This window comes from Agromyces sp. NBRC 114283, assembly GCF_030268405.1.
Taxonomy (GTDB): domain Bacteria; phylum Actinomycetota; class Actinomycetes; order Actinomycetales; family Microbacteriaceae; genus Agromyces; species Agromyces mediolanus.
Genome location: NZ_BSQP01000001.1, coordinates 2,239,680 through 2,258,394, shown reverse-complemented (window position 1 = coordinate 2,258,394; position 18,715 = coordinate 2,239,680). Strand labels below are relative to the sequence as shown.

17 protein-coding genes are annotated in these 18,715 nt (G+C 73.1%); all 17 read right to left on the bottom strand.

The features are described from left to right. Positions 1-6: 6 nt before the first annotated feature. Positions 7-846: an ATP phosphoribosyltransferase gene (hisG, locus tag QSJ60_RS10915; protein ID WP_189084919.1), complete on the bottom strand. Its 840-nt coding sequence runs from the start codon at positions 844-846 to the stop codon at positions 7-9. Between the two features lie 44 nt (positions 847-890). Then, positions 891-1,154, bottom strand: a complete 264-nt coding sequence (locus QSJ60_RS10910) for a phosphoribosyl-ATP diphosphatase (RefSeq protein ID WP_230763413.1) — start codon at positions 1,152-1,154, stop codon at positions 891-893. Positions 1,155-1,163: 9 nt separating this feature from the next. Beyond that, positions 1,164-1,832, bottom strand: a complete 669-nt coding sequence (gene rpe / locus QSJ60_RS10905; RefSeq protein ID WP_243568256.1) for a ribulose-phosphate 3-epimerase — start codon at positions 1,830-1,832, stop codon at positions 1,164-1,166. A gap of 30 nt (positions 1,833-1,862) precedes the next feature. After that, positions 1,863-3,233: a transcription antitermination factor NusB gene (locus tag QSJ60_RS10900; protein ID WP_285465306.1), complete on the bottom strand. Its 1,371-nt coding sequence runs from the start codon at positions 3,231-3,233 to the stop codon at positions 1,863-1,865. A gap of 112 nt (positions 3,234-3,345) precedes the next feature. Then, on the bottom strand, positions 3,346-4,281 hold the full coding sequence (fmt, locus tag QSJ60_RS10895) for a methionyl-tRNA formyltransferase (protein ID WP_285465305.1): 936 nt from the start codon (positions 4,279-4,281) through the stop codon (positions 3,346-3,348). A 60-nt stretch (positions 4,282-4,341) separates the two neighbouring features. Continuing rightward, positions 4,342-6,297 carry a primosomal protein N' family DNA-binding protein gene (locus QSJ60_RS10890; RefSeq protein ID WP_285463616.1) on the bottom strand — a complete coding sequence of 652 codons (1,956 nt, stop codon included), beginning with the start codon at positions 6,295-6,297 and terminating at the stop codon, positions 4,342-4,344. Between the two features lies 1 nt (position 6,298). Next, positions 6,299-7,492 (bottom strand): methionine adenosyltransferase, encoded by a 1,194-nt coding sequence (metK, locus tag QSJ60_RS10885; protein WP_285463615.1) that lies wholly within the window; start codon positions 7,490-7,492, stop codon positions 6,299-6,301. 2 nt (positions 7,493-7,494) lie between these two features. Beyond that, positions 7,495-8,739 carry a bifunctional phosphopantothenoylcysteine decarboxylase/phosphopantothenate--cysteine ligase CoaBC gene (gene coaBC, locus QSJ60_RS10880; RefSeq protein WP_285465303.1) on the bottom strand — a complete coding sequence of 415 codons (1,245 nt, stop codon included), beginning with the start codon at positions 8,737-8,739 and terminating at the stop codon, positions 7,495-7,497. Between the two features lie 30 nt (positions 8,740-8,769). Beyond that, positions 8,770-9,027 carry a DNA-directed RNA polymerase subunit omega gene (rpoZ, locus tag QSJ60_RS10875; RefSeq protein WP_189084914.1) on the bottom strand — a complete coding sequence of 86 codons (258 nt, stop codon included), beginning with the start codon at positions 9,025-9,027 and terminating at the stop codon, positions 8,770-8,772. A gap of 78 nt (positions 9,028-9,105) precedes the next feature. Beyond that, complete coding sequence (gene gmk, locus QSJ60_RS10870; RefSeq protein ID WP_230763405.1) at positions 9,106-10,020, bottom strand: guanylate kinase; 915 nt, start codon at positions 10,018-10,020, stop codon at positions 9,106-9,108. Continuing rightward, the gene (gene pyrF / locus QSJ60_RS10865) at positions 10,013-10,891 is read right to left on the bottom strand and encodes an orotidine-5'-phosphate decarboxylase (RefSeq protein WP_285463614.1); all 879 of its coding nucleotides are present in this window, start codon (positions 10,889-10,891) and stop codon (positions 10,013-10,015) included. Before pyrF ends, gmk begins: the two co-directional genes overlap by 8 nt. Further along, complete coding sequence (gene carB, locus QSJ60_RS10860; protein ID WP_285463613.1) at positions 10,888-14,178, bottom strand: carbamoyl-phosphate synthase large subunit; 3,291 nt, start codon at positions 14,176-14,178, stop codon at positions 10,888-10,890. Before carB ends, pyrF begins: the two co-directional genes overlap by 4 nt. Beyond that, positions 14,178-15,332, bottom strand: a complete 1,155-nt coding sequence (gene carA / locus QSJ60_RS10855) for a glutamine-hydrolyzing carbamoyl-phosphate synthase small subunit (RefSeq protein WP_230763399.1) — start codon at positions 15,330-15,332, stop codon at positions 14,178-14,180. The genes carB and carA overlap by 1 nt, the downstream gene beginning before the upstream one ends. After that, positions 15,325-15,873, bottom strand: coding sequence for a PH-like domain-containing protein (locus QSJ60_RS10850; protein ID WP_285463612.1), 549 nt, complete (start codon positions 15,871-15,873; stop codon positions 15,325-15,327). Before QSJ60_RS10850 ends, carA begins: the two co-directional genes overlap by 8 nt. Continuing rightward, entirely contained in the window at positions 15,866-17,206 is a 1,341-nt protein-coding gene (locus QSJ60_RS10845) for a dihydroorotase (protein WP_285463611.1), read from the bottom strand. The genes QSJ60_RS10850 and QSJ60_RS10845 overlap by 8 nt, the downstream gene beginning before the upstream one ends. Further along, on the bottom strand, positions 17,203-18,156 hold the full coding sequence (locus QSJ60_RS10840; protein WP_189084908.1) for an aspartate carbamoyltransferase catalytic subunit: 954 nt from the start codon (positions 18,154-18,156) through the stop codon (positions 17,203-17,205). The genes QSJ60_RS10845 and QSJ60_RS10840 overlap by 4 nt, the downstream gene beginning before the upstream one ends. Beyond that, on the bottom strand, positions 18,153-18,710 hold the full coding sequence (pyrR, locus tag QSJ60_RS10835; RefSeq protein ID WP_189084907.1) for a bifunctional pyr operon transcriptional regulator/uracil phosphoribosyltransferase PyrR: 558 nt from the start codon (positions 18,708-18,710) through the stop codon (positions 18,153-18,155). Before pyrR ends, QSJ60_RS10840 begins: the two co-directional genes overlap by 4 nt. Positions 18,711-18,715: the final 5 nt, after the last annotated feature.

The following is an 18,715-nucleotide window of genomic DNA, read 5'->3' as shown; positions in this document are numbered from 1 at the left end:
CCGCCCTCACAACCGGGCCGCGTGGATCGCCGAGACGAGGATGGCGCGGGCGCCGATCTCGTACAGCGCGTCCATGACGTGGTTCATGTCGGTGCGCGGGATCATCACCCGGACGGCCACCCAGTCCGGGTCGTGCAGCGGCGACACCGTGGGCGACTCGAAGCCCGGGGCGGCCGCGGTGGCCTGCTCGAGGTGCGCGACCGGGACGTCGTAGTCGAGCAGCACGTACTGGCGGGCGACGAGCACGCCCTGCAGACGGCGCACGAGCGTGCCGGTGCCGGGCTTGTCGACGCCCGAGCCGATCAGCACGGCCTCGGACTGCAGGATGACCGGCCCGAAGATCTCGAGACCGGCCTTGCGCAGCGTGGAGCCCGTGGAGACGACGTCGGCGACGGCGTCGGCGACGCCCAGCCGCACGGCGGACTCCACGGCGCCGTCGAGCTTGACGAGCTTGGCGGTGACGCCGTGGCGGGCGAGGAAGTCGCCGACGAGACCCGGGTAGCTCGTGGCGACCCGCACCCCCTCGAGGTCCTCGAGCGTCGAGAAGCCGCCGGCGGGCGCCGCGAAGCGGAACGTCGAGTCGCCGAAGCCGAGCGAGGCGATCTCGGTCGCGTCGGACCCGGAGTCGAGCAGCAGATCGCGGCCCGTGATGCCGACGTCGAGGGCGCCGGAGCCGACGTACGTCGCGATGTCACGCGGGCGGAGGTAGAAGAACTCGACCCCGTTGCGCGGGTCGGCGGTGTGGAGGTCGCGCGGGTCGCGGCGACCGGTGTACCCCGCCTCCCAGAGCATCTGGGCGGCGGTGTCGGAGAGCGAGCCCTTGTTGGGCACGGCGATGCGGAGCATGTCCTGACTTTCGTGTCGACGGAGTGGATCGGGCATGGGCGCGATCACAGATGTCGGTACACGTCGGCCGGCGCGAGGCCCTTGGCCAGCATGAGCACCTGGAGGTGGTAGAGCAGCTGCGAGATCTCGCCGGCCGTCTCCTCGTCGCTCTGGTACTCGGCAGCCATCCAGACCTCGGCCGCCTCCTCAACGATCTTCTTGCCGATGGCGTGCACGCCGGCGTCGAGCTCGCGCACGGTGCCGGAACCCTCGGGGCGGGTCCTGGCCTTCTCGCTGAGCTCGACGAAGAGGTCGTCGAAGGTCTTCACCCTCCTAGGCTACCGGTGCGCGTGACCGTGCGACGACGCCGCCGCCCGCAGCGCCGCGATCTGCTCCTCGGGAACCCCGCGGAACACCGCGGAGCCCGCGACGAAGGTGTCCGCGCCCGCCTCGGCCGCGATGCCGATCGTGTCGACCGTGACGCCGCCGTCGACCTGCAGCCAGACGTCGAGGCCCGCGGCGCGCACGGCGTCGGCGACGCGGCGCAGCTTCGGCATCGTCTCGGGCATGAAGGACTGGCCGCCGAAGCCCGGCTCCACCGTCATCACGAGCACCTGGTCGAACTCGGGCAGCAGCTCGAGGTAGGGCTCCGCCGCGGTGCCGGGCTTCAGCGCGATGCCGGCGCGGGCGCCGATCTCGCGGAGCCGGCGGGCGAGCCCCACCGGGTCGGCGACGGCCTCGGCGTGGAAGGTGACGCTCGCCGCGCCCGCCTCGGCGTAGCCCGGCGCCCAGCGGTCCGGATCGTCGATCATGAGGTGCACGTCGAGCGGGATCGGGCTGACCTGCTGCAGCCGCTCCACCATCGGCAGCCCGAAGGTGAGGTTCGGGACGAAGTGGTTGTCCATGATGTCGACGTGCACGAGATCGGCCGTGGCGATGCGCCCGAGCTCGCGCTCGAAGTTCGCGAAGTCGGCGGCCAGGATGCTCGGGTTGATGCGCGTCGTCATGGCTCGAAGCCTAGCGAGCGTCGGGGTGACTCACCCGACGCGGCGCACGAGGGCGATGAACATCGCATCGGTGCCGTGGCGGTGCGGCCAGAGCTGCACGGTCTCGGGCCCGCCGGCGAGGTCGAGCTCGTCCCGCGCGACGGACGCGACGACGGAGCGGGTGTCCACCGGCTCGACGACGCCGCCCCAGCGGCGCATCGCGGCGGCGAGGGTGCCGTGGGTCTCGCCCGTGTGCGGCGAGCACGTCACGTAGGCGAGCAGCCCGCCCGGCGCGAGCAGTTCCACGGCGTGATCGAAGAGCTCGCCCTGCAGGGCGGTGAGTTCGGCCACGTCGCCCGGCTGCTTGCGCCAGCGCGCCTCAGGACGGCGACGGAGCGCGCCGAGCCCGGTGCACGGCGCATCGAGCAGGATCCGGTCGAAGCCGGCGGGCGCGTCCAGCTCGGCGGCTGCCACCGACCGGCCGTCGCCGACGCGGACGGGCACGTCGAGCGGCACGCCGGCGACAGCCTTGCGCACGAGTTCCGCGCGCGCTTCGCCGAGCTCGTTCGCGACGAGCACCGCGTCGGCCGCGAGCGCTTCGGCCGTCAGCACGGCGGTCTTCCCGCCGGGCCCTGCGCAGAGGTCGAGCCAGCGCTCCCCCGGCTCCACCGGGCGCGCCCGGCTGAGGGCGAGCGCCGCGAGTTGCGACCCCTCGTCCTGCACCCGGATCCGGCCCTCATGGGCGGCGATGAGCTCGAACGGCCGCTCGGCCGTGAAGCCGATCGGCGAGAAGCGGTTCGGCGCGCCGAGCTCCGCCACCGGCTCGTCGCCGAGCCCGGGCAGCGCGACCAGGTTGACCCGCGGCGCGGCGTTGTCGGCGGCCAGGAGCGACGCCAGCTCCTCGGCTCGACCCTCGCGCTCGAGCGCCTGCGCGAAGGCCCGGACGATCCACTCGGGATGACTCTCGAGCACCGCCATCCGCTCGAGCTCGCCGCCCGTCGTCTCGTCGGCGACCCAGCCGCGCCACTCCTCCGGCGTCGAGCGGGAGATGGTGCGCAGCACGCCGTTCACGAAGCCGCTGGCCGCGGGCGCAAGCCGCTTCGCGAGCACGACCTGCTCGTTCACCGCGGCGTGCAGGGGCACCCGGGTGGCGAGCAGCTGATGCGCGCCGAGGCGGAGGATGTCGAGCACGACGGGATCGATGGCCGTGCGATCGCGCTCGGAGACGAGCTCGATGATGCGGTCGTAGTAGCCCTGCATCCGCAGGGTGCCGTAGGTGAGCTCGGTCGCGAGCGCCGCGTCGGCCGGGCTCAGCTTGGAGCGCTCGATGCGCTTCGGGAGCAGGAGGTTGGCGTACGCCTCGTCGTCGCGTACCGCCTCGAGCACCTCGTACGCGACGATCCGCGCGGGCGACACCCGCACCTGACGGGGCGCTGTCCCCCGCTCGCGTCCACCGCTGCGCTCCTGCTTCCTGACCACCTGTCAACTGTACGGGCCCGGACCCGGGCCGGGCGACGCAGCGGACCGTCGACCGTCAGGCCTCGAAGCGGGCACCGGCCGGCAGCCCCCGGCCCCAGTCGGCGGCCGACATCGCGCCGCGGCCGGCCGGCTGGACGCGGACGAGCTCGATCGCCGCGTCGGCCGTGCCCACGAGCAGCCGCCGGCGTTCCGGCGCCAACTCTCCGGGCACCAGCGCGGCACCCGCCTCGGGCGCCCCGCTCGGCTCGGCGAGGCGGGCCTCGAGCACTTTGACCCGCACGCCGTCGAGCATCGCCCATGCGCCCGGCTCCGGCGTGACACCGCGATACCGGTCGAGCACCCGGGCCGCGGGCTGCGTCCACTCGAGCCGTCCGTCGTCGAGCGAGAGCTTCGGGGCGAAGCTCGGCTCACCGGACTGCGGCCGGGCCACCGCGGTCCCGTCGGCCAGCGCGTCGACGACGCCGGCCAGCAGTTCCGCGCCCTCGACGGCGAGCCGGTCGAGCGTCTCCCCCGCCGTCGCCAGCCGGTCGGCGGGTCGGCGGAGCTCGGCGAGCACCGCGCCCGCGTCGAGCTCCGGAACGAGCTGGAACACCGCAGCGCCGTGCTCGTCGTCGCCCGCGATGATCGAGTGCTGCACCGGTGCCGCACCGCGCCAGGCCGGGAGCAGTGAGAAGTGCAGGTTGATCCAGCCGAGCCGGGGCGCGCTCAGCAGCGGCTCGCGGACGAGGCCACCGTAGGCGACGATCACGCCGAGATCGGGCTGGAGGGCGGCGATCGACGCGGTCGCCTCGGCGTCCAGACGGGCGGCCTTGATCGTCGGCACGTCGAGCTCCGTCGCGGCGGCTGCGACGGGAGACGGGGTCAGCACGCGCTTCCGCCCGAGCGGGGCATCCGGACGCGTCACGACGCCGACGAGTTCGTGCCGGGAGGCGGCGAGCCGTCGGAGGCTCGGGACGGCGGCGGCCGGGGTTCCGGCGAAGACGAGGCGCAGAGAGGTCACCCGGCCATTCTCCCGGATGCGCGGGAGGCGCCGCGCGGAGGCGGGACCGGCTCAGGGCACCTCCGGGTCGTCGAAGCGGACCCTGAGGATCGGCCGCTTCACCTGCCGACCCGCCACCGGCTTGCGCCGCTCGGTCGCCGCGCGGATCATCTCCGCCTCGAGCGTGCGGGCGACGGCGGCGCCCTGCCCGTAGTCGAAGCGCACGAGGGCGCGTTCGAGCCCGTCTTCCACTGGAACGGGCCCCAGCACGTCGACGCCCGGCACGGCCTCCGTGACGGCGTCGAGCGCCCGCGCGAGCCGCTCGCGCCCGCTCGTGACGCTCGCCACCCGGATCGCCGGCGGGAAGCGGAGCGTGCGCCGGGAGGCGAGCTCGTGCGCCGCCCACTCGGGCTGCCGCCAGGTCGCGAGCGCCGAGGCGAGCTCCCCGGCGACGCCGACGAGGAACACCGGCGCCCCGGGCACGGCCAGCGCGGCGGCGTTCGACCACCAGCGCAGACAGTCCTCGGCCACCCGAAGCGTCTCGCGCAGCAGCATCCGCTCGCCGTCGAGCAGCAGCACGGCACGGTAGCCGCCCTCGGCGAACGGCTCGGCCCCCCGCGTGGCGACGATGAGCGCCGGCTCGGGTCCCACCCGCAGGACCGGCCGTTCGCCGTCGGAGAGGATGACCCTAGTGCGCGGGAACGCCCGCCCGAGCTCCTCGGCCGTCCGGCTCGCCCCCACGGTCGCGGCGCGCAGCTTGGTGCCCTCGCAGACCGGGCAGCGCCACGCGCTCGCCGCAGTGCCGCAGAGCGTGCAGACGGCCGCTCCGCCCGAACGCGGAATCGCGAGCGGACCGCTGCACGCGGCGCACTTGGCGGGTTCGCGGCACCGGTCGCAGACCAGGAGCGGCGCGTTGCCGGGCCGGGCGACCTGCACCAGCACTGGGCCGAGCGCGGCCGCCTCCTGCGCCTCGCGCCAGGCGGCCGAGGGGATGCGGGCCGAGCCCGGTTCGGTCTGCGCCTGCCGCTCGGTGACGACGATGCGCGGCCGCACGGGCTTCTGCAGCGGCACCTCGTGCACCCAGCCGAGCTCGACCAGGCGCTGCACCTCGACGCTGCGGGTGTGGCCGGCGAAGAGGAGCGCGGCGCCCGACTGCTCCTGACGGATGAGGGCGGCGTCCCTGGGGTGCACACCGGGCGAGAGCGGCTCGTTCATGAGCCCGTCGCCGTCGTCCCAGAAGGCGATGAGGCCGAGCCGGGCCGCGGGGGCGTACACGGCCGAACGGTTGCCGACGATGATGCGCGCGGCCTCGCCCGTCGCGTCGAGGAAGGCCCGGTAGCGCGCGGGACCGGTCTGCCGAGCGTCGGTGCGGAGCACGCGTCGCGCGTCGACGAGGGCCCCGAGCGCCGCCTCGAGCTGCTCCTGGTCGCGGTAGTCGGGTACCACGAGGATCGCGCTGCGATCGCTCGCGAGCACGTTCGCCGCCGCGAGGGCGAGTTCGCTCGCCCAGGCCCCCACCCAGGTGCCGTCGGGCAGCCGGACGGGGCGGGCGTCGGCCGCGAGGGCCATCCGCTCGCCCGTGGCGAGCCCGCGCGCGAGCGCGCCCTCCATGCCGCCGGGCGGAGCGGGCGGGTCGACGGGCAGCGGGCCGGGATCGGGCTCCGCGGTGAGCCAGGCGCGCTCGGCGCGCACGTACCGCCCCGGGATCGCGAGCCGCAGGATGTCGCTCGCATTGCCGGCGGCGCGGTCGGCCGCGGCACGCGCCAGCCGCCACACCTCCGGCGTGAGCATCGGCGCCTCGGAGACGACATCGTCGAGCTCGCTCAGCCGGCCCGCGAACTCGCTGTGATCGCCCAGCTCGACGAGCCAGGCGTTCGCGATGCGCCCGCCGGTGCGGAGCGGCACGCGCACCCGCATGCCGGCGCGCACGACCTCGCGCAGCCGCTCGGGCACCCGGTAGTCGAAGAGCTGGTCGAGCTGCGGGAGGGGCGAGTCGACGAGCACCCTGGCGACGAGGTCGCCCGCCATCTCAGAGCCCGGCGGCGGAACGGAGCGCGTCGACGCGATCGAGCCGCTCCCAGCTGAAGTCGGGCAGCTCGCGGCCGAAGTGACCGTACGTCGCGGTCTTCGCGTAGATCGGCCGGAGCAGCTCGAGGTCGCGGATGATGGCGGCCGGGCGCAGGTCGAACACCTCGCGGATGGCTCCGATGAGGCGCTCCTCCGGCACGTGCGCGGTGCCGAAGGTCTCGACGTAGAGCCCGACCGGCGCCGCCGCGCCGATCGCGTAGGCGACCTGCACCTCGAGGCGGTCGGCGAGTCCCGCGGCGACCGCGTTCTTCGCGACCCAGCGCATGGCGTAGGCGGCCGAGCGGTCGACCTTCGAGGGGTCCTTGCCGCTGAACGCGCCGCCGCCGTGCCGGCTCGCGCCGCCGTAGGTGTCGATGATGATCTTGCGGCCGGTGAGCCCGGCGTCGCCCTGGGGTCCGCCGATCTCGAAGCGACCGGTCGGGTTGATGAGCACGCGGAGCTCGGGCCGCGCCAGTTCGACCGTGTCGAGGACCGGGCGGATGACGAGCTCCTCGACCTCGGCGCGGAGCTGCTCCGTGGAGATCTTGGGCGAATGCTGCGTCGACAGCACGACGGTCTCGATGCTGCGCGGCGTCTGCCCCTCGTAGCCGACCGTGACCTGGGTCTTGCCGTCGGGGCGGAGGTAGTCGAGCTCGCCGGCCTTGCGCACGTCGGCGAGGCGCTCGGCGAGGCGATGGGCGAGCCAGATCGGCACAGGCATGAGTTCGGGCGTCTCGCGCACCGCGTAGCCGAACATGATGCCCTGGTCTCCGGCGCCCTGACGGTCGAGCTCGTCGTCGCTCGCGTGCTCGCGCGCCTCGAAGGCGTGGTCGACGCCCTGCGCGATGTCGGGCGACTGCCCGCCGATCGAGACCGAGACGCCGCAGGATCGGCCGTCGAACCAGACGTCGGAGGAGTCGTAGCCGATCGAGGTCACCCGCTCGCGCACGATCGCCGGGATCTCGACGTAGCCCGAGGTCGAGACCTCGCCCGCGACGTGCACGAGTCCGGTCGTGACGAGCGTCTCGACTGCGACGCGGGCGTTCGGGTCGACGGTGAGCAGCGCATCGAGGATGGAATCGGAGATCTGGTCGCAGATCTTGTCCGGGTGCCCCTCGGTGACCGATTCGGACGTGAAGAGGCGGAGTGCGCTCATGTTCAGCTCGTCGTTCCTTCTGGAGTGCGTGCGGCAGTCGCCGCGGGGTTCAGCTTCGAGACAACCACGTCGAGGATGGCATCCGCCACCGACGCCTTGCTTCCGTGTGCTTGTGTGACGACCGAGTCGTCGGCCCCGATGACGACGACCCGGTTCTCGTCGGCGGCGAAACCCTCGCTCCAGCCCACCCGGTTGACCACCAGCAGGTCGGCGCCCTTCGCGCGCCGCTTGCCGCGGCCGAGCTCCAGCAGGCGCCCCTCGTCGGCTTCGGTCTCGGCGGCGAAGCCGACGAGCAGGGTGCCGTCGTGCGGCGCGGCGCCGAGGCCGGCGAGGATGTCGGGGTTGCGCACGAGCTCGAGGGTGAGTCCGGAGTCCGAGGCGTCCTTCTTGATCTTCTGCTCGCTGACCGCGGCGGGGCGGTAGTCGGCGACCGCGGCGGCCATGACCACCACGTCAGCGCCCGCGGCGGCGGCCACGAGTTCGCGCTGCAGTTCGAGCGCCGTGCTGACCTCGCGGACGTCGCAGCCCTCGGGGCGCGGCACCTCGAGGTTCGCGGCCACGAGCGTCACCTCGGCGCCGCGGGCGCGGGCGGCCTCGGCGATCGCGATGCCCTGCTTGCCGCTCGAGCGGTTGCCGAGGAAGCGCACGGGGTCGAGCGGTTCGCGCGTGCCGCCGGCGCTCACCACGACGCGGCGCCCGGCGAGATCGCCGGACGCGCGCCCGGCGGAGATGCGCGCGAGGGCGGCCTCGACGATGACCTCGGGCTCCTCGAGCCGGCCGGCTCCGCGGTCGGTGCCGGTCAGCTGCCCCTCGGCCGGGCCGACGATCGTGACGCCGCGCTCGCGCAGCAGCGCCACGTTCGCGCGCGTCGCGGGGTGCTCCCACATCTCGGTGTGCATCGCCGGGGCGATGACGAGCGGGGCGCGGCTGGCGAGCACGGTGTTGCCGAGCAGGTCGTCGGCGAGCCCGGCCGCGAGCTTCGCGATCGAGTTCGCCGTCGCCGGGGCGATGACGATGAGGTCGGCGGCCTGCCCGATGGCGACGTGCCGGACCTCGGCGACGCCCTCGTACAGCTCGGTGTGCACCGGATTGCGCGAGATCGCCTCGAGCGTCGGCCGGCCGACGAAGCGGAGCGCCGCCTCGGTCGGCACGACGTGCACGTCATGGCCGGCCAGCACGAGCTGGCGCACGACGGCGACCGCCTTGTACGCGGCGATGCCGCCGGTGATGCCGACGACGATGTTCAAGCGGCCCGTCGTGCTCGCCACGCCGGCGGCTTACTCGCTGATGGGGCGCAGGCGCAGCTTGTCCTCGTTGATCTCGTGCATCGCCACGGTGAGCGGCTTGTCATCGATCGACGAGTCCACGAGCGGGCCGACGTTGTCGAACAGGCTGCCCTCGTGCAGGTCGGCGTAGTAGTCGTTGATCTGGCGGGCGCGCTTCGACGCGAAGATGACCAGCTGGTACTTCGAGTCGACCTTCGACAGCAGGTCGTCGATGGGCGGGTCGATGATGCCGGACAGCTTCTCAGCCATGGAGTGACTCCTCGCTTCGGTGATGCGCACGAGGTGTGCGCGAAAGATCGTGGCCCGGTCGCCCGAACTGCGGGCAGCTCAATGACGACCCTTGCGGGGCCGCATCAAGTCTACGACCTTTTGCGCGGCCTCGGAGACCTCGTGGTTCACGACCTGGTGATCGAACTCGTCGGCGGAGGCCAGTTCGACCTTCGCGGTCTCGAGCCGGCGCTGCTGCTCCGCCGGTCCCTCGGTGCCGCGGCCGACGAGTCGGCGGACGAGCTCGTCCCAGCTCGGCGGCTGCAGGAAGACGAGCGTCGCCTCCGGCATGGCGCGGCGCACCGAGCGCGCGCCCTGGATGTCGATCTCCAGCAGCACGCTGTCGCCGGCGGCGATCGCGCGCTCCACCGGGCCGCGCGGCGTGCCGTAGCGGGAGGCGTTGTGCACGGTCGCCCACTCCAGCAGCTCGCCGGTCTCGATCAGCCGGTCGAACTCGGCGTCGTCGACGAAGAAGTAGTGCTCGCCGTCGACCTCGCCCGGGCGGGGGGCGCGCGTCGTCGCGGAGACCGAGAGCTTCACCTCTGGGTAGTGATCGCGGATATACCCCGCGACCGTGCCCTTGCCGACGGCCGTGGGCCCGGCGAGGACCACGAGCCGGTCGCCCGTGCCGCCGTGCGCGGCGACCCATTCGGCGACGAAGCCGCGCAGGCGCCGGCGCTGCAGGCGGCCGAGGCCGCCCAGGCGCTTGGCGGGCGAGATCTGGAGCTCGTCCATGATCCGCTCGGTCTTCGTGCGGCCGATCGCCGGGATGGCCCCGAGGAACTCCGTGACCCGCAGCCGGCCCTCGACGCCGTCGGGCTCGTCGAACGCGACCCGGAGCACATCGAGCGGGCTCCGAGCGCCGTCGGCGACCTCCTGCTTCACGATCGCGCGGGCCCGGCGCGCCGCGACGGCGGCCCGGGACGCGGCGACTCGGTCGACCTCTGGCGGGGTGGTGGGGGTCCGATCAGGCACCGAGCGATCCTACCTCCCCGGCGCGGCGCCGGACGGCCTCGCCGATCTCATCCGGGCCGGCGGCAAGCACGGAGCGGGACTCGTTCACGATGGCTCCGACGGCGAGGCGGCCGAACAGCTCGCCGAGCTGGGCGGCGTCGCCGCCCTGGTGCCCGAAGCCCGGGGCCAGCACCGGCAGACCGGGCGTCTCACCGTAGGCGTCGGGGTCGATGCCGACCCCGCGGAGGTCGACGGTCGCGCCGATCACGACGCCCGCGTCGCCGAGCGTGCGGGTCGAGGCATCCGGGCGAGCGCGGTTCCACGCGTCGACGCCGTCGACCATCGCGGAGGCGATCGTGCGACCGGCCCGGCTCGACTGCCGGAGCTCGGCCGTCTGCACGGGCCCGGACTCCGGATTCGAGGTGGCGGCGAGCACGAACACGCCCTTGCCGACCGCCGCCGCGCGCTCCATGACCGGGGCGAGCGTGGCGAGCCCCTGATAGGGATTCAGCGTGAGCGCATCCGCTTCGAGCGTCGAGCCCGGGCGGAGCCAGGCATCCGCGTAGCCCGCGAGCGTCGAACCGATGTCGCCGCGCTTCGCGTCGGCGATCACGATGAGGCCCGCGTCGCGCGCCTCGGCGAACACCCGCTCGAGCGCCGCGTAGCCGGCCGCGCCGTGCCGCTCGTAGAACGACACCTGCGGCTTCACGATCCCGATCTGCCCGGCCGCCGCGTCGACCACGCGGAGACCGAACTCGCGGACGCCCTCGCCACTGTCTGGCAGGCCCCAGCTCTCGAGGAGCTGCGCGTGGGGGTCGATCCCCACGCACAGCCGGCCGTAGGCGGCGAAGGCGGCCGCCAGGCGGTCGCCGAACGCGACGGGCTCGCTCACGCGGCCCCCTCCCGGCGGCGCTGGTACTCCTGCAGGCTCGTCACGTCGAAGCCGTCGCCGACCACGTCGAGCGAGGCGACGGCGGCGGAGAGCTCCGCGATCGTCGTGAACAGCGGGATGCCCGCGGCCACCGCCGCGGCGCGGATCTCGTAGCCGTCGGCCCGGGCGGAACGGCCGCTCGGGGTGTTCACGACCACGTCGACCTCGCCGCGATGGATGAGCTCGACCACGCTCGTCGCCTCGGCGTCGGGCTTGTCGTGGAACTTCAGCACCTCGCTCGCCCGGATGCCGTTGCGGCGCAGCACCTCGGCGGTGCCCTCGGTCGCGGCGATGTCGTAGCCGAGCTGCTGCAGGCGCAGCACCGGCAGGATCGCCGCCCGCTTGTCGCGGTCGGACACCGAGACGAAGACGGTGCCGGAGGCGGGCACGCCGCCGTACGCGGCGAGCTGGCTCTTCGCGAACGCCGTCGGGAAGTCGCGGTCGATGCCCATGACCTCGCCGGTCGAGCGCATCTCCGGCCCGAGCACCGAGTCGACCATGCCGCCCTCGCGGGTGCGGAAGCGGTGGAACGGCAGCACGGCCTCCTTGACCGCGACCGGGGCGTCGAGCGGCACGCGGGAGCCGTCGACCTCGGGCAGCAGGCCCTCGGCGACGAGCTCGCGGATGGTGGCACCGACCATGATGCGGCTGGCGGCCTTCGCGAGCGGGATGCCGAGCGCCTTCGAGACGAAGGGCACCGTGCGGCTCGCCCGCGGGTTCGCCTCGAGCACGTAGAGCACCCCGGCGCCGATCGCGAACTGCACGTTCAGCAGGCCCTGCACGCCGATGCCCTCGGCGATCGCGCGCGTCGCCTCGCGCACTCGGTCGACCTCGGCGCGGCCGAGGGTCACGGGCGGGAGGGTGCAGCTCGAGTCGCCGGAGTGGATGCCGGCCTCCTCGATGTGCTCCATGACGCCGCCGATGTAGAGCTCGCCGCCGTCGTAGAGCGCGTCGACGTCGATCTCGATGGCGTCGTCGAGGAAGCGGTCGACGAGCAGCGGGTGGCTCGGGCCGACGATGCCCTGGCCCTCGACACGGTCGAAGTACTCGGCCAGGTTCGCGCTGTCGTAGACGATCTCCATGCCGCGGCCGCCGAGTACGTAGCTCGGGCGCACGAGCACCGGGTAGCCGATGCCCTCCGCGATCTGCTGCGCGCCCGCGAGGTCGACGGCGGTGCCGTTGCGCGGCGCGAGGAGGCCCGCGTTCTCGAGGATGCCGGCGAAGAGGCCGCGCTCCTCCGCGAGGTCGATCGCCGAGGGCGAAGTGCCGAGGATCGGCACGCCGGCCGCCTCGAGGCCCTTCGCGAGACCGAGGGCGGTCTGGCCGCCGAGCTGCACGACGACGCCGACGAGCTCGCCGGACTGCGACTCGGCGTGGATGACCTCGAGCACGTCCTCGAGGGTGAGCGGCTCGAAGTAGAGCCGGTCGCTCGTGTCGTAGTCGGTCGAGACCGTCTCCGGGTTGCAGTTGATCATGATCGTCTCGAAGCCCGCGTCGTGCAGGGCGAACGAGGCGTGCACGCACGAGTAGTCGAACTCGACGCCCTGGCCGATGCGGTTCGGGCCGGAGCCGAGGATGACGACCTTGCGCCGGTCGCTCGCGGCGACCTCCGTCTCCTGGTCGTAGCTCGAGTAGTGGTACGGCGTGAGCGCCGGGAACTCGCCGGCGCAGGTGTCGACCGTCTTGTAGACCGGGCGGATGCCGAGGATGTGCCGCACCTCGCGCGCGTCCTGCTCGCTGCCGAAGCCGCGGAGCTGGGCGATCTGCGCGTCGGAGAAGCCGTGGTCCTTCGCGAGCAGGATCGTCTCGGTGTCGAGCGCCTCTGCGGCGGCGACCGTCGCGGCGACCTCGTTGATCAGCACGATCTGGTCGAGGAACCACGGGTCGATCTTCGTGGCCTCGAAGGCCTGCTCGATCGTGGCACCCTTGCGGAGCGCCTGCTGCACGAGCACGATCCGGCCGTCGGTGGGCGTCTGCGCCTGCTCGAGGAGCTCCTCGACGCTGCGCTCCTCCTCGCCCCAGTGGAACGAGGAGCCGCGCTTCTCGAGCGAGCGGAGCGCCTTCTGCAGGGCGGTCGCGTAGTTGCGGCCGATCGCCATGGCCTCCCCGACGGACTTCATGGTCGTGGTGAGCGTCGGGTCGGCGGCCGGGAACTTCTCGAACGCGAAGCGCGGCACCTTCACGACGACGTAGTCGAGCGTCGGCTCGAAGCTCGCGGGCGTCACCCGGGTGATGTCGTTCGGGATCTCGTCGAGCCGGTAGCCGATCGCGAGCTTCGCCGCGATCTTCGCGATCGGGAAGCCGGTCGCCTTCGAGGCGAGCGCCGAGGAGCGGGAGACGCGCGGGTTCATCTCGATGACGATGACGCGCCCGTTCGACGGGTCGATGGCGAACTGGATGTTGCAGCCGCCGGTGTCGACGCCGACGGCGCGGATGATGTCGATGCCGATGTCGCGGAGGCGCTGGTACTCGCGGTCGGTGAGGGTGAGCGCGGGCGCGACCGTGATCGAGTCGCCCGTGTGCACGCCGACCGGGTCGACGTTCTCGATCGAGCACACGACGACGGTGTTGTCGTGCGTGTCGCGCATGAGCTCGAGCTCGTACTCCTTCCAGCCGAGGATGGACTCCTCGAGGAGCACCTCGGTGGTCGGCGAGTCGTGCAGGCCGGCGCCCGCGATGCGGCGCAGCTCGGTCTCGTCGTACGCGAAGCCCGAGCCGAGGCCGCCCATCGTGAAGGAGGGGCGGACGACGAGCGGGTAGCCGAGGTCATCCGCTGCGGCGAGCACCTCGTCCATGGTGTGCGCGATGTGCGAGCGGGCGACGTCGGCGCCGCACTCCACCACGAGCTCCTTGAACAGCTGGCGGTCCTCGCCCTTGCGGATGGCGTCGACCTTCGCGCCGATGAGCTCGACGCCGTGCTTCTCGAGGATGCCCGCGTCGTGCAGCGCGATGGCCGCGTTGAGCGCGGTCTGGCCGCCGAGGGTCGGCAGGATGGCGTCGGGGCGCTCCTTGACGATGATCGACTCGATGATCTCCGGGGTGATCGGCTCGATGTACGTCGCGTCGGCGAAGTCCGGGTCGGTCATGATGGTGGCCGGGTTCGGGTTCACGAGGATGACCCGCACGCCCTCGGCGCGGAGCACCCGGCAGGCCTGGGTGCCCGAGTAGTCGAACTCAGCGGCCTGGCCGATGACGATCGGGCCGGAGCCGATGACGAGGACGGAATTGATGTCGTCGCGCTTGGGCATTAGTCGCGGTTCTCCTTGCTCGCGATGACCAGCTCGCGGAAACGATCGAAGAGGTAGTTCGCGTCGTGCGGGCCGGCAGCCGACTCCGGGTGGTACTGGACGCTGAACGCGGGGATGTCGAGGCAGTTGAGGCCCTCGACCACGTCGTCGTTGAGGTCGACGTGGCTGACCTCGACACGGCCGAAGCCCTCGCTCGACTCGCTCACGCGATCGATCGGGGCGTCGACGGCGAAGCCGTGGTTGTGCGCCGTGATCTCGACGCGGCCGGTCGCCTTGTCGAGCACGGGCTGGTTGATGCCGCGGTGGCCGAACGGCAGCTTGTACGTGCCGAAGCCGAGGGCGCGGCCGAGGAGCTGGTTGCCGAAGCAGATGCCGAAGTACGGACGGCCGTCGCGGAGCGACTCGCGGAGCAGCTGCACGTGCCGGTCGCTCGCGCTCGGGTCGCCGGGGCCGTTCGAGAAGAACAGCGCGTCGGGTTCGAGCGCCCGCACCTCCTCGATCGTGACGGTCTGCGGGAGCACCTCGACGTCGAAGCCGCGCTCGGCGAGGAAGTTCAGCGTGGAGGTCTTCACCCCGAGGTCGAGGACCGCGACCGAGCCGATGCGCTCGCCGGTCGCGGGCAGCGAGTAGCGCTCCCCCGTGGACACCTCGCCGGAGAGGTTCTGCCCCGCCATCTCGGCGCCGCCGAGCACGAGGTCGAGCTGCTCGCCCGCGGTGAGGCTCGCATCCTCGCCGGAGAAGATGCCCGCCCGCATCGCGCCGGCGTCGCGGATGCGCCGCGTGACGGCGCGCGTGTCGATGCCGGAGATGCCGACGATGCCGGCGTCCGCGAGGTCGTCGTCGAGGCTCCGCTGCGAGCGGAAGTTCGACACGACGCGGGAGGGGTCGCGCACGACGAAGCCGGCGACCCAGATCTGCTTGGACTCCATGTCCTCGTCGTTCATGCCGGTGTTGCCGATGTGCGGCGCGGTCATGAGCACGATCTGGCCCGCGTAGGACGGGTCGGTCAGCGTCTCCTGATAGCCGGTCATGCCGGTCGCGAAGACCGCCTCGCCGAGCGTGCGGCCGAGGGCGCCGTACGCGCGCCCTTCGAAGCGGGTTCCGTCCTCGAGGACGAGCACGGCGGGGGCCGTGCGGGTCGTGGTCTCAGTCACCAGAGGCCTCGCCTTCCTGTTGCGACCGCGGCGCTTCGGCCGCGGTGATGTTCGTGACGGCGTCGATGATCCGGGCGGTGTCGCCCGGGTATCGCGCCCGAAGATAGCTGTCGATGCGCACCGGCACCTCGCCGGGCTCCGACTCGTGCGGCTGCCAGGTGATGGCCACGAGGCCCTCGGCCTCGACGCCGCGGTCGATCGCGTGGCTCGCGGCCCCGATCCCGACGATGCGCTCGACCGGGATGAAGCTCGCCGGCTCCCCCGCGATGCGGAGCAGCACGCCCGCGTCGTAGACCTCGAGGTGCGCGGCCCCGCGGAACGCGAGGCCGTCGACCGCGAGCCGCTCGAAGGGCTCGTCCTCGGGAGTCGAGGCGACGTAGAGGACCTCGGTCTCGAGCACGGCGGCGGCGAGCGTCGCGGGCACCGGGTAGGCCGCGAGGCGGGCGTCGCGCGCCCGTCGTCGTCGCCAGGAGCGGACCATCAACCAGATCACGACCGCGACGATGACGACGGCGACGATCGCGCCGATGAGCTTATCCATCAGCGCTCCCCGCTGCCGCGGCGAGTCCGGCGACCTCCGCGCTCTCGCGCAGCTCGCCGTCGCGGACCGTGGCGTAGCCGTGGTGGAAGGTCCAGCGCACGGAACCGGGCAGCGTCTCGCCGAGGTAGGGCGAGTTGGTGCTGCGTCCGGCGAGCCGCTCGAGGCCGAACTCCCCCGTCGCCGAGGGGTCGTAGAGGACGAGTTCGGCGGGCGCGCCGAGCTCGATCGCGCAGCCCTGGCCGGCGAGGCGGCCGATGCGGGCGGGCGCCTGGCTCAGCACCCGTGCGACGTCGGCCCAGTCGAGGCGTCCCGGCTCCACCATCGTGCGGTGCACGACGGACAGCGCGGACTCGAGCCCGACCATGCCGTTCGCCGAGGCGTCCCACTCGCCTTCCTTGGCCTCCACCGGGTGCGGGGCGTGGTCGGTGGCGACGATGTCGATGGTGCCGTCCGCGAGCGCGGCGCGCAGGGCTTCGACGTCCTCGGCGCGGCGCAGCGGCGGGTTCACCTTGAAGCGGGGGTCGTAGCTCGCGACCCGGTCCTCGGTGAGGAGCAGGTGGTGCGGCGTGACCTCGGCGGTGACATCGATGCCGCGGGCCTTCGCCCAGCGGAGCACCTCGACCGAACCGGCCGTCGAGACGTGGCAGACGTGCAGTCGGCTGCCGACGTGCTCGGCGAGGAGCACGTCGCGGGCGATGATCGACTCCTCGGCGACCGCCGGCCAGCCCGCCAGCCCGAGCTCGCCGGAGAGGGCGCCCTCGTTCATCTGCGCGCCCTCGGTGAGCCGCGGCTCCTGGGCGTGCTGCGCGATGACGCCGTCGAAGGCCTTCACGTATTCGAGCGCGCGGCGCATGAGCAGCGGGTCGTGCACGCAGAAGCCGTCGTCGGAGAACACGCGGACGCGGGCACGGGACTGGGCCATGGCGCCGAGCTCGGCGAGGCGCTCGCCGGCGAGGCCCACCGTCACGGCGCCGATCGGCTGGACGGTGGCGTAGCCGGCGGCGCGTCCGAGGCTGAGCTCCTGCTCGACGACCCCGGCCGTGTCGGCGACCGGCGAGGTGTTGGCCATCGCGAAGACCGCGGTGAATCCGCCCGCCGCGGCGGCGCGGGTGCCGGTGAGCACGGTCTCGCTCTGCTCGTACCCCGGCTCGCGGAGGTGGGTGTGCAGGTCGACGAGCCCGGGCAGCACCACGAGGCCCGCCGCGTCGACGCGCTCCGCCCCGCGGGCGTCCAGCCCGGTGCCGAGCTCGGCGATGCGTCCGCCCTCGAGGAGGAGGTCGCGGCGTTCGCCGTTCGGCAGCTGCGCCCCGACGATCAGGTGACGTTCGCTCATGCGGCCGCCCCCCGTTCACCGGACAGCAGCAGATAGAGGGCGGCCATTCTCACTGATACTCCGTTCGCGACCTGCTCGCGCACCGTGGACTGCGGCGAATCGGCCGCGCGGGCGGCGATCTCGAGACCGCGGTTCATCGGTCCGGGATGCATGACCATCGTAGTGTCGGGAAGCGCGTCGAACCGCGCGTCGTCGAGCCCCCAGGTGCGGGCGTACTCCCGGCTGTTCGGGAAGAAGGCCCCGTGCATCCGCTCGGCCTGGATGCGCAGCATCATGACCACGTCCGGCCGGCGGCCGAGCGCCTCGTCGAGGTCGTACGAGGTCGTCACGGGCCAGCGGCGCGTGTCGACGGGCAGCAGCGTCGGCGGGGCGACGAGCTCGACCTCGGCGCCGAGCGCGGGCAGCAGCCAGGCGTTCGAGCGCGCGACCCGCGAGTGCAGCACGTCGCCGACGATGAGCACGCGCGCCCCGTCGAGCCCGCGCCCGCGGGAGGCCGCGCCGTGCAGCCGGCGGCGCATCGTGAACGCGTCGAGCAGGGCCTGGGTCGGGTGCTCGTGCGTGCCGTCGCCCGCGTTCACGACGCCGGCGTCGATCCAGCCGCTCGTCGCGAGCGTGAGCGGCGCGCCGGAGGCCGGGTGCCGGATGACGACGCCGTCCGCGCCCATCGCCTGCAGCGTCTGCGCGGTGTCCTTCAGGCTCTCGCCCTTGGAGACGCTGGACCCCTTCGCGCTGAAGTTGATGACGTCGGCCGAGAGCCGCTTCGCCGCGGCCTCGAAGGAGATCCGGGTGCGGGTCGAGTCTTCGAAGAAGAGGTTCACTACGGTCTTGCCGCGCAGGGTCGGCAGCTTCTTCACCTCGCGCTCCTGCACCGCCGCCATGTCCTCCGCGATGTCGAGGAGCTCGACCGCCTGCTCGCGGGAGAGCTCGCGCGTGCCCAGCAGATGGTTCACCTCGCCTCCCCCTCGCCGTCGGCGGTCTCGATCGCGACGCCCTCGTCGCCGTCCGTCTCGACGAGCCGCACGTTGATGCGCTCGTCGTGGGACGACGGCAGGTTCTTGCCGACGAAGTCCGCACGGATCGGGAACTCGCGGTGGCCGCGGTCGACGAGCACCGCGAGCCGCACCGCGCGGGCGCGGCCGAGGTCGGAGAGTGCGTCGAAGGCGGCGCGGATGGTGCGCCCGGAGTACAGCACGTCGTCGACGAGGACGACCGTGCGTCCGTCGATGCCCCCGGCGGGCACCTCGGTCGGCTGCGGCGTCCGCGTGCGGGTGCGGGACAGATCGTCGCGGTACATCGTGACGTCGATCGAGCCGACCGGCACCGGTGCCGCGTCGGGCTCGATGCGGGCGATCGTCTCGGCGATCCGACGGGCGAGGATCACGCCGCGGGTCGGGATGCCGAGGATGACGAGGTCGCTCCCCCCGCGGTTGGATTCGAGGATCTCGTGCGAGATGCGGGTCAGCGCCCGTTGGATGTCCGCCTGGGTGAGCACGGCGCGTGCCACGGCGG

Excerpts from the sequence above, each read along its gene's own strand:
- QSJ60_RS10850 (WP_285463612.1), bottom strand. The coding sequence starts at position 15,873 with ATGGATAAGCTCATCGGCGCGATCGTCGCCGTCGTCATCGTCGCGGTC.
- rpoZ (WP_189084914.1), bottom strand. The coding sequence starts at position 9,027 with ATGGCTGAGAAGCTGTCCGGCATCATCGACCCGCCCATCGACGACCTG.
- QSJ60_RS10845 (WP_285463611.1), bottom strand. The coding sequence starts at position 17,206 with ATGAGCGAACGTCACCTGATCGTCGGGGCGCAGCTGCCGAACGGCGAA.
- rpe (WP_243568256.1), bottom strand. The coding sequence starts at position 1,832 with ATGACGACGCGCATCAACCCGAGCATCCTGGCCGCCGACTTCGCGAAC.
- hisG (WP_189084919.1), bottom strand. The coding sequence starts at position 846 with ATGCTCCGCATCGCCGTGCCCAACAAGGGCTCGCTCTCCGACACCGCC.
- carB (WP_285463613.1), bottom strand. The coding sequence starts at position 14,178 with ATGCCCAAGCGCGACGACATCAATTCCGTCCTCGTCATCGGCTCCGGC.
- metK (WP_285463615.1), bottom strand. The coding sequence starts at position 7,492 with ATGAGCGCACTCCGCCTCTTCACGTCCGAATCGGTCACCGAGGGGCAC.
- QSJ60_RS10890 (WP_285463616.1), bottom strand. The coding sequence starts at position 6,297 with ATGGCGGGCGACCTCGTCGCCAGGGTGCTCGTCGACTCGCCCCTCCCG.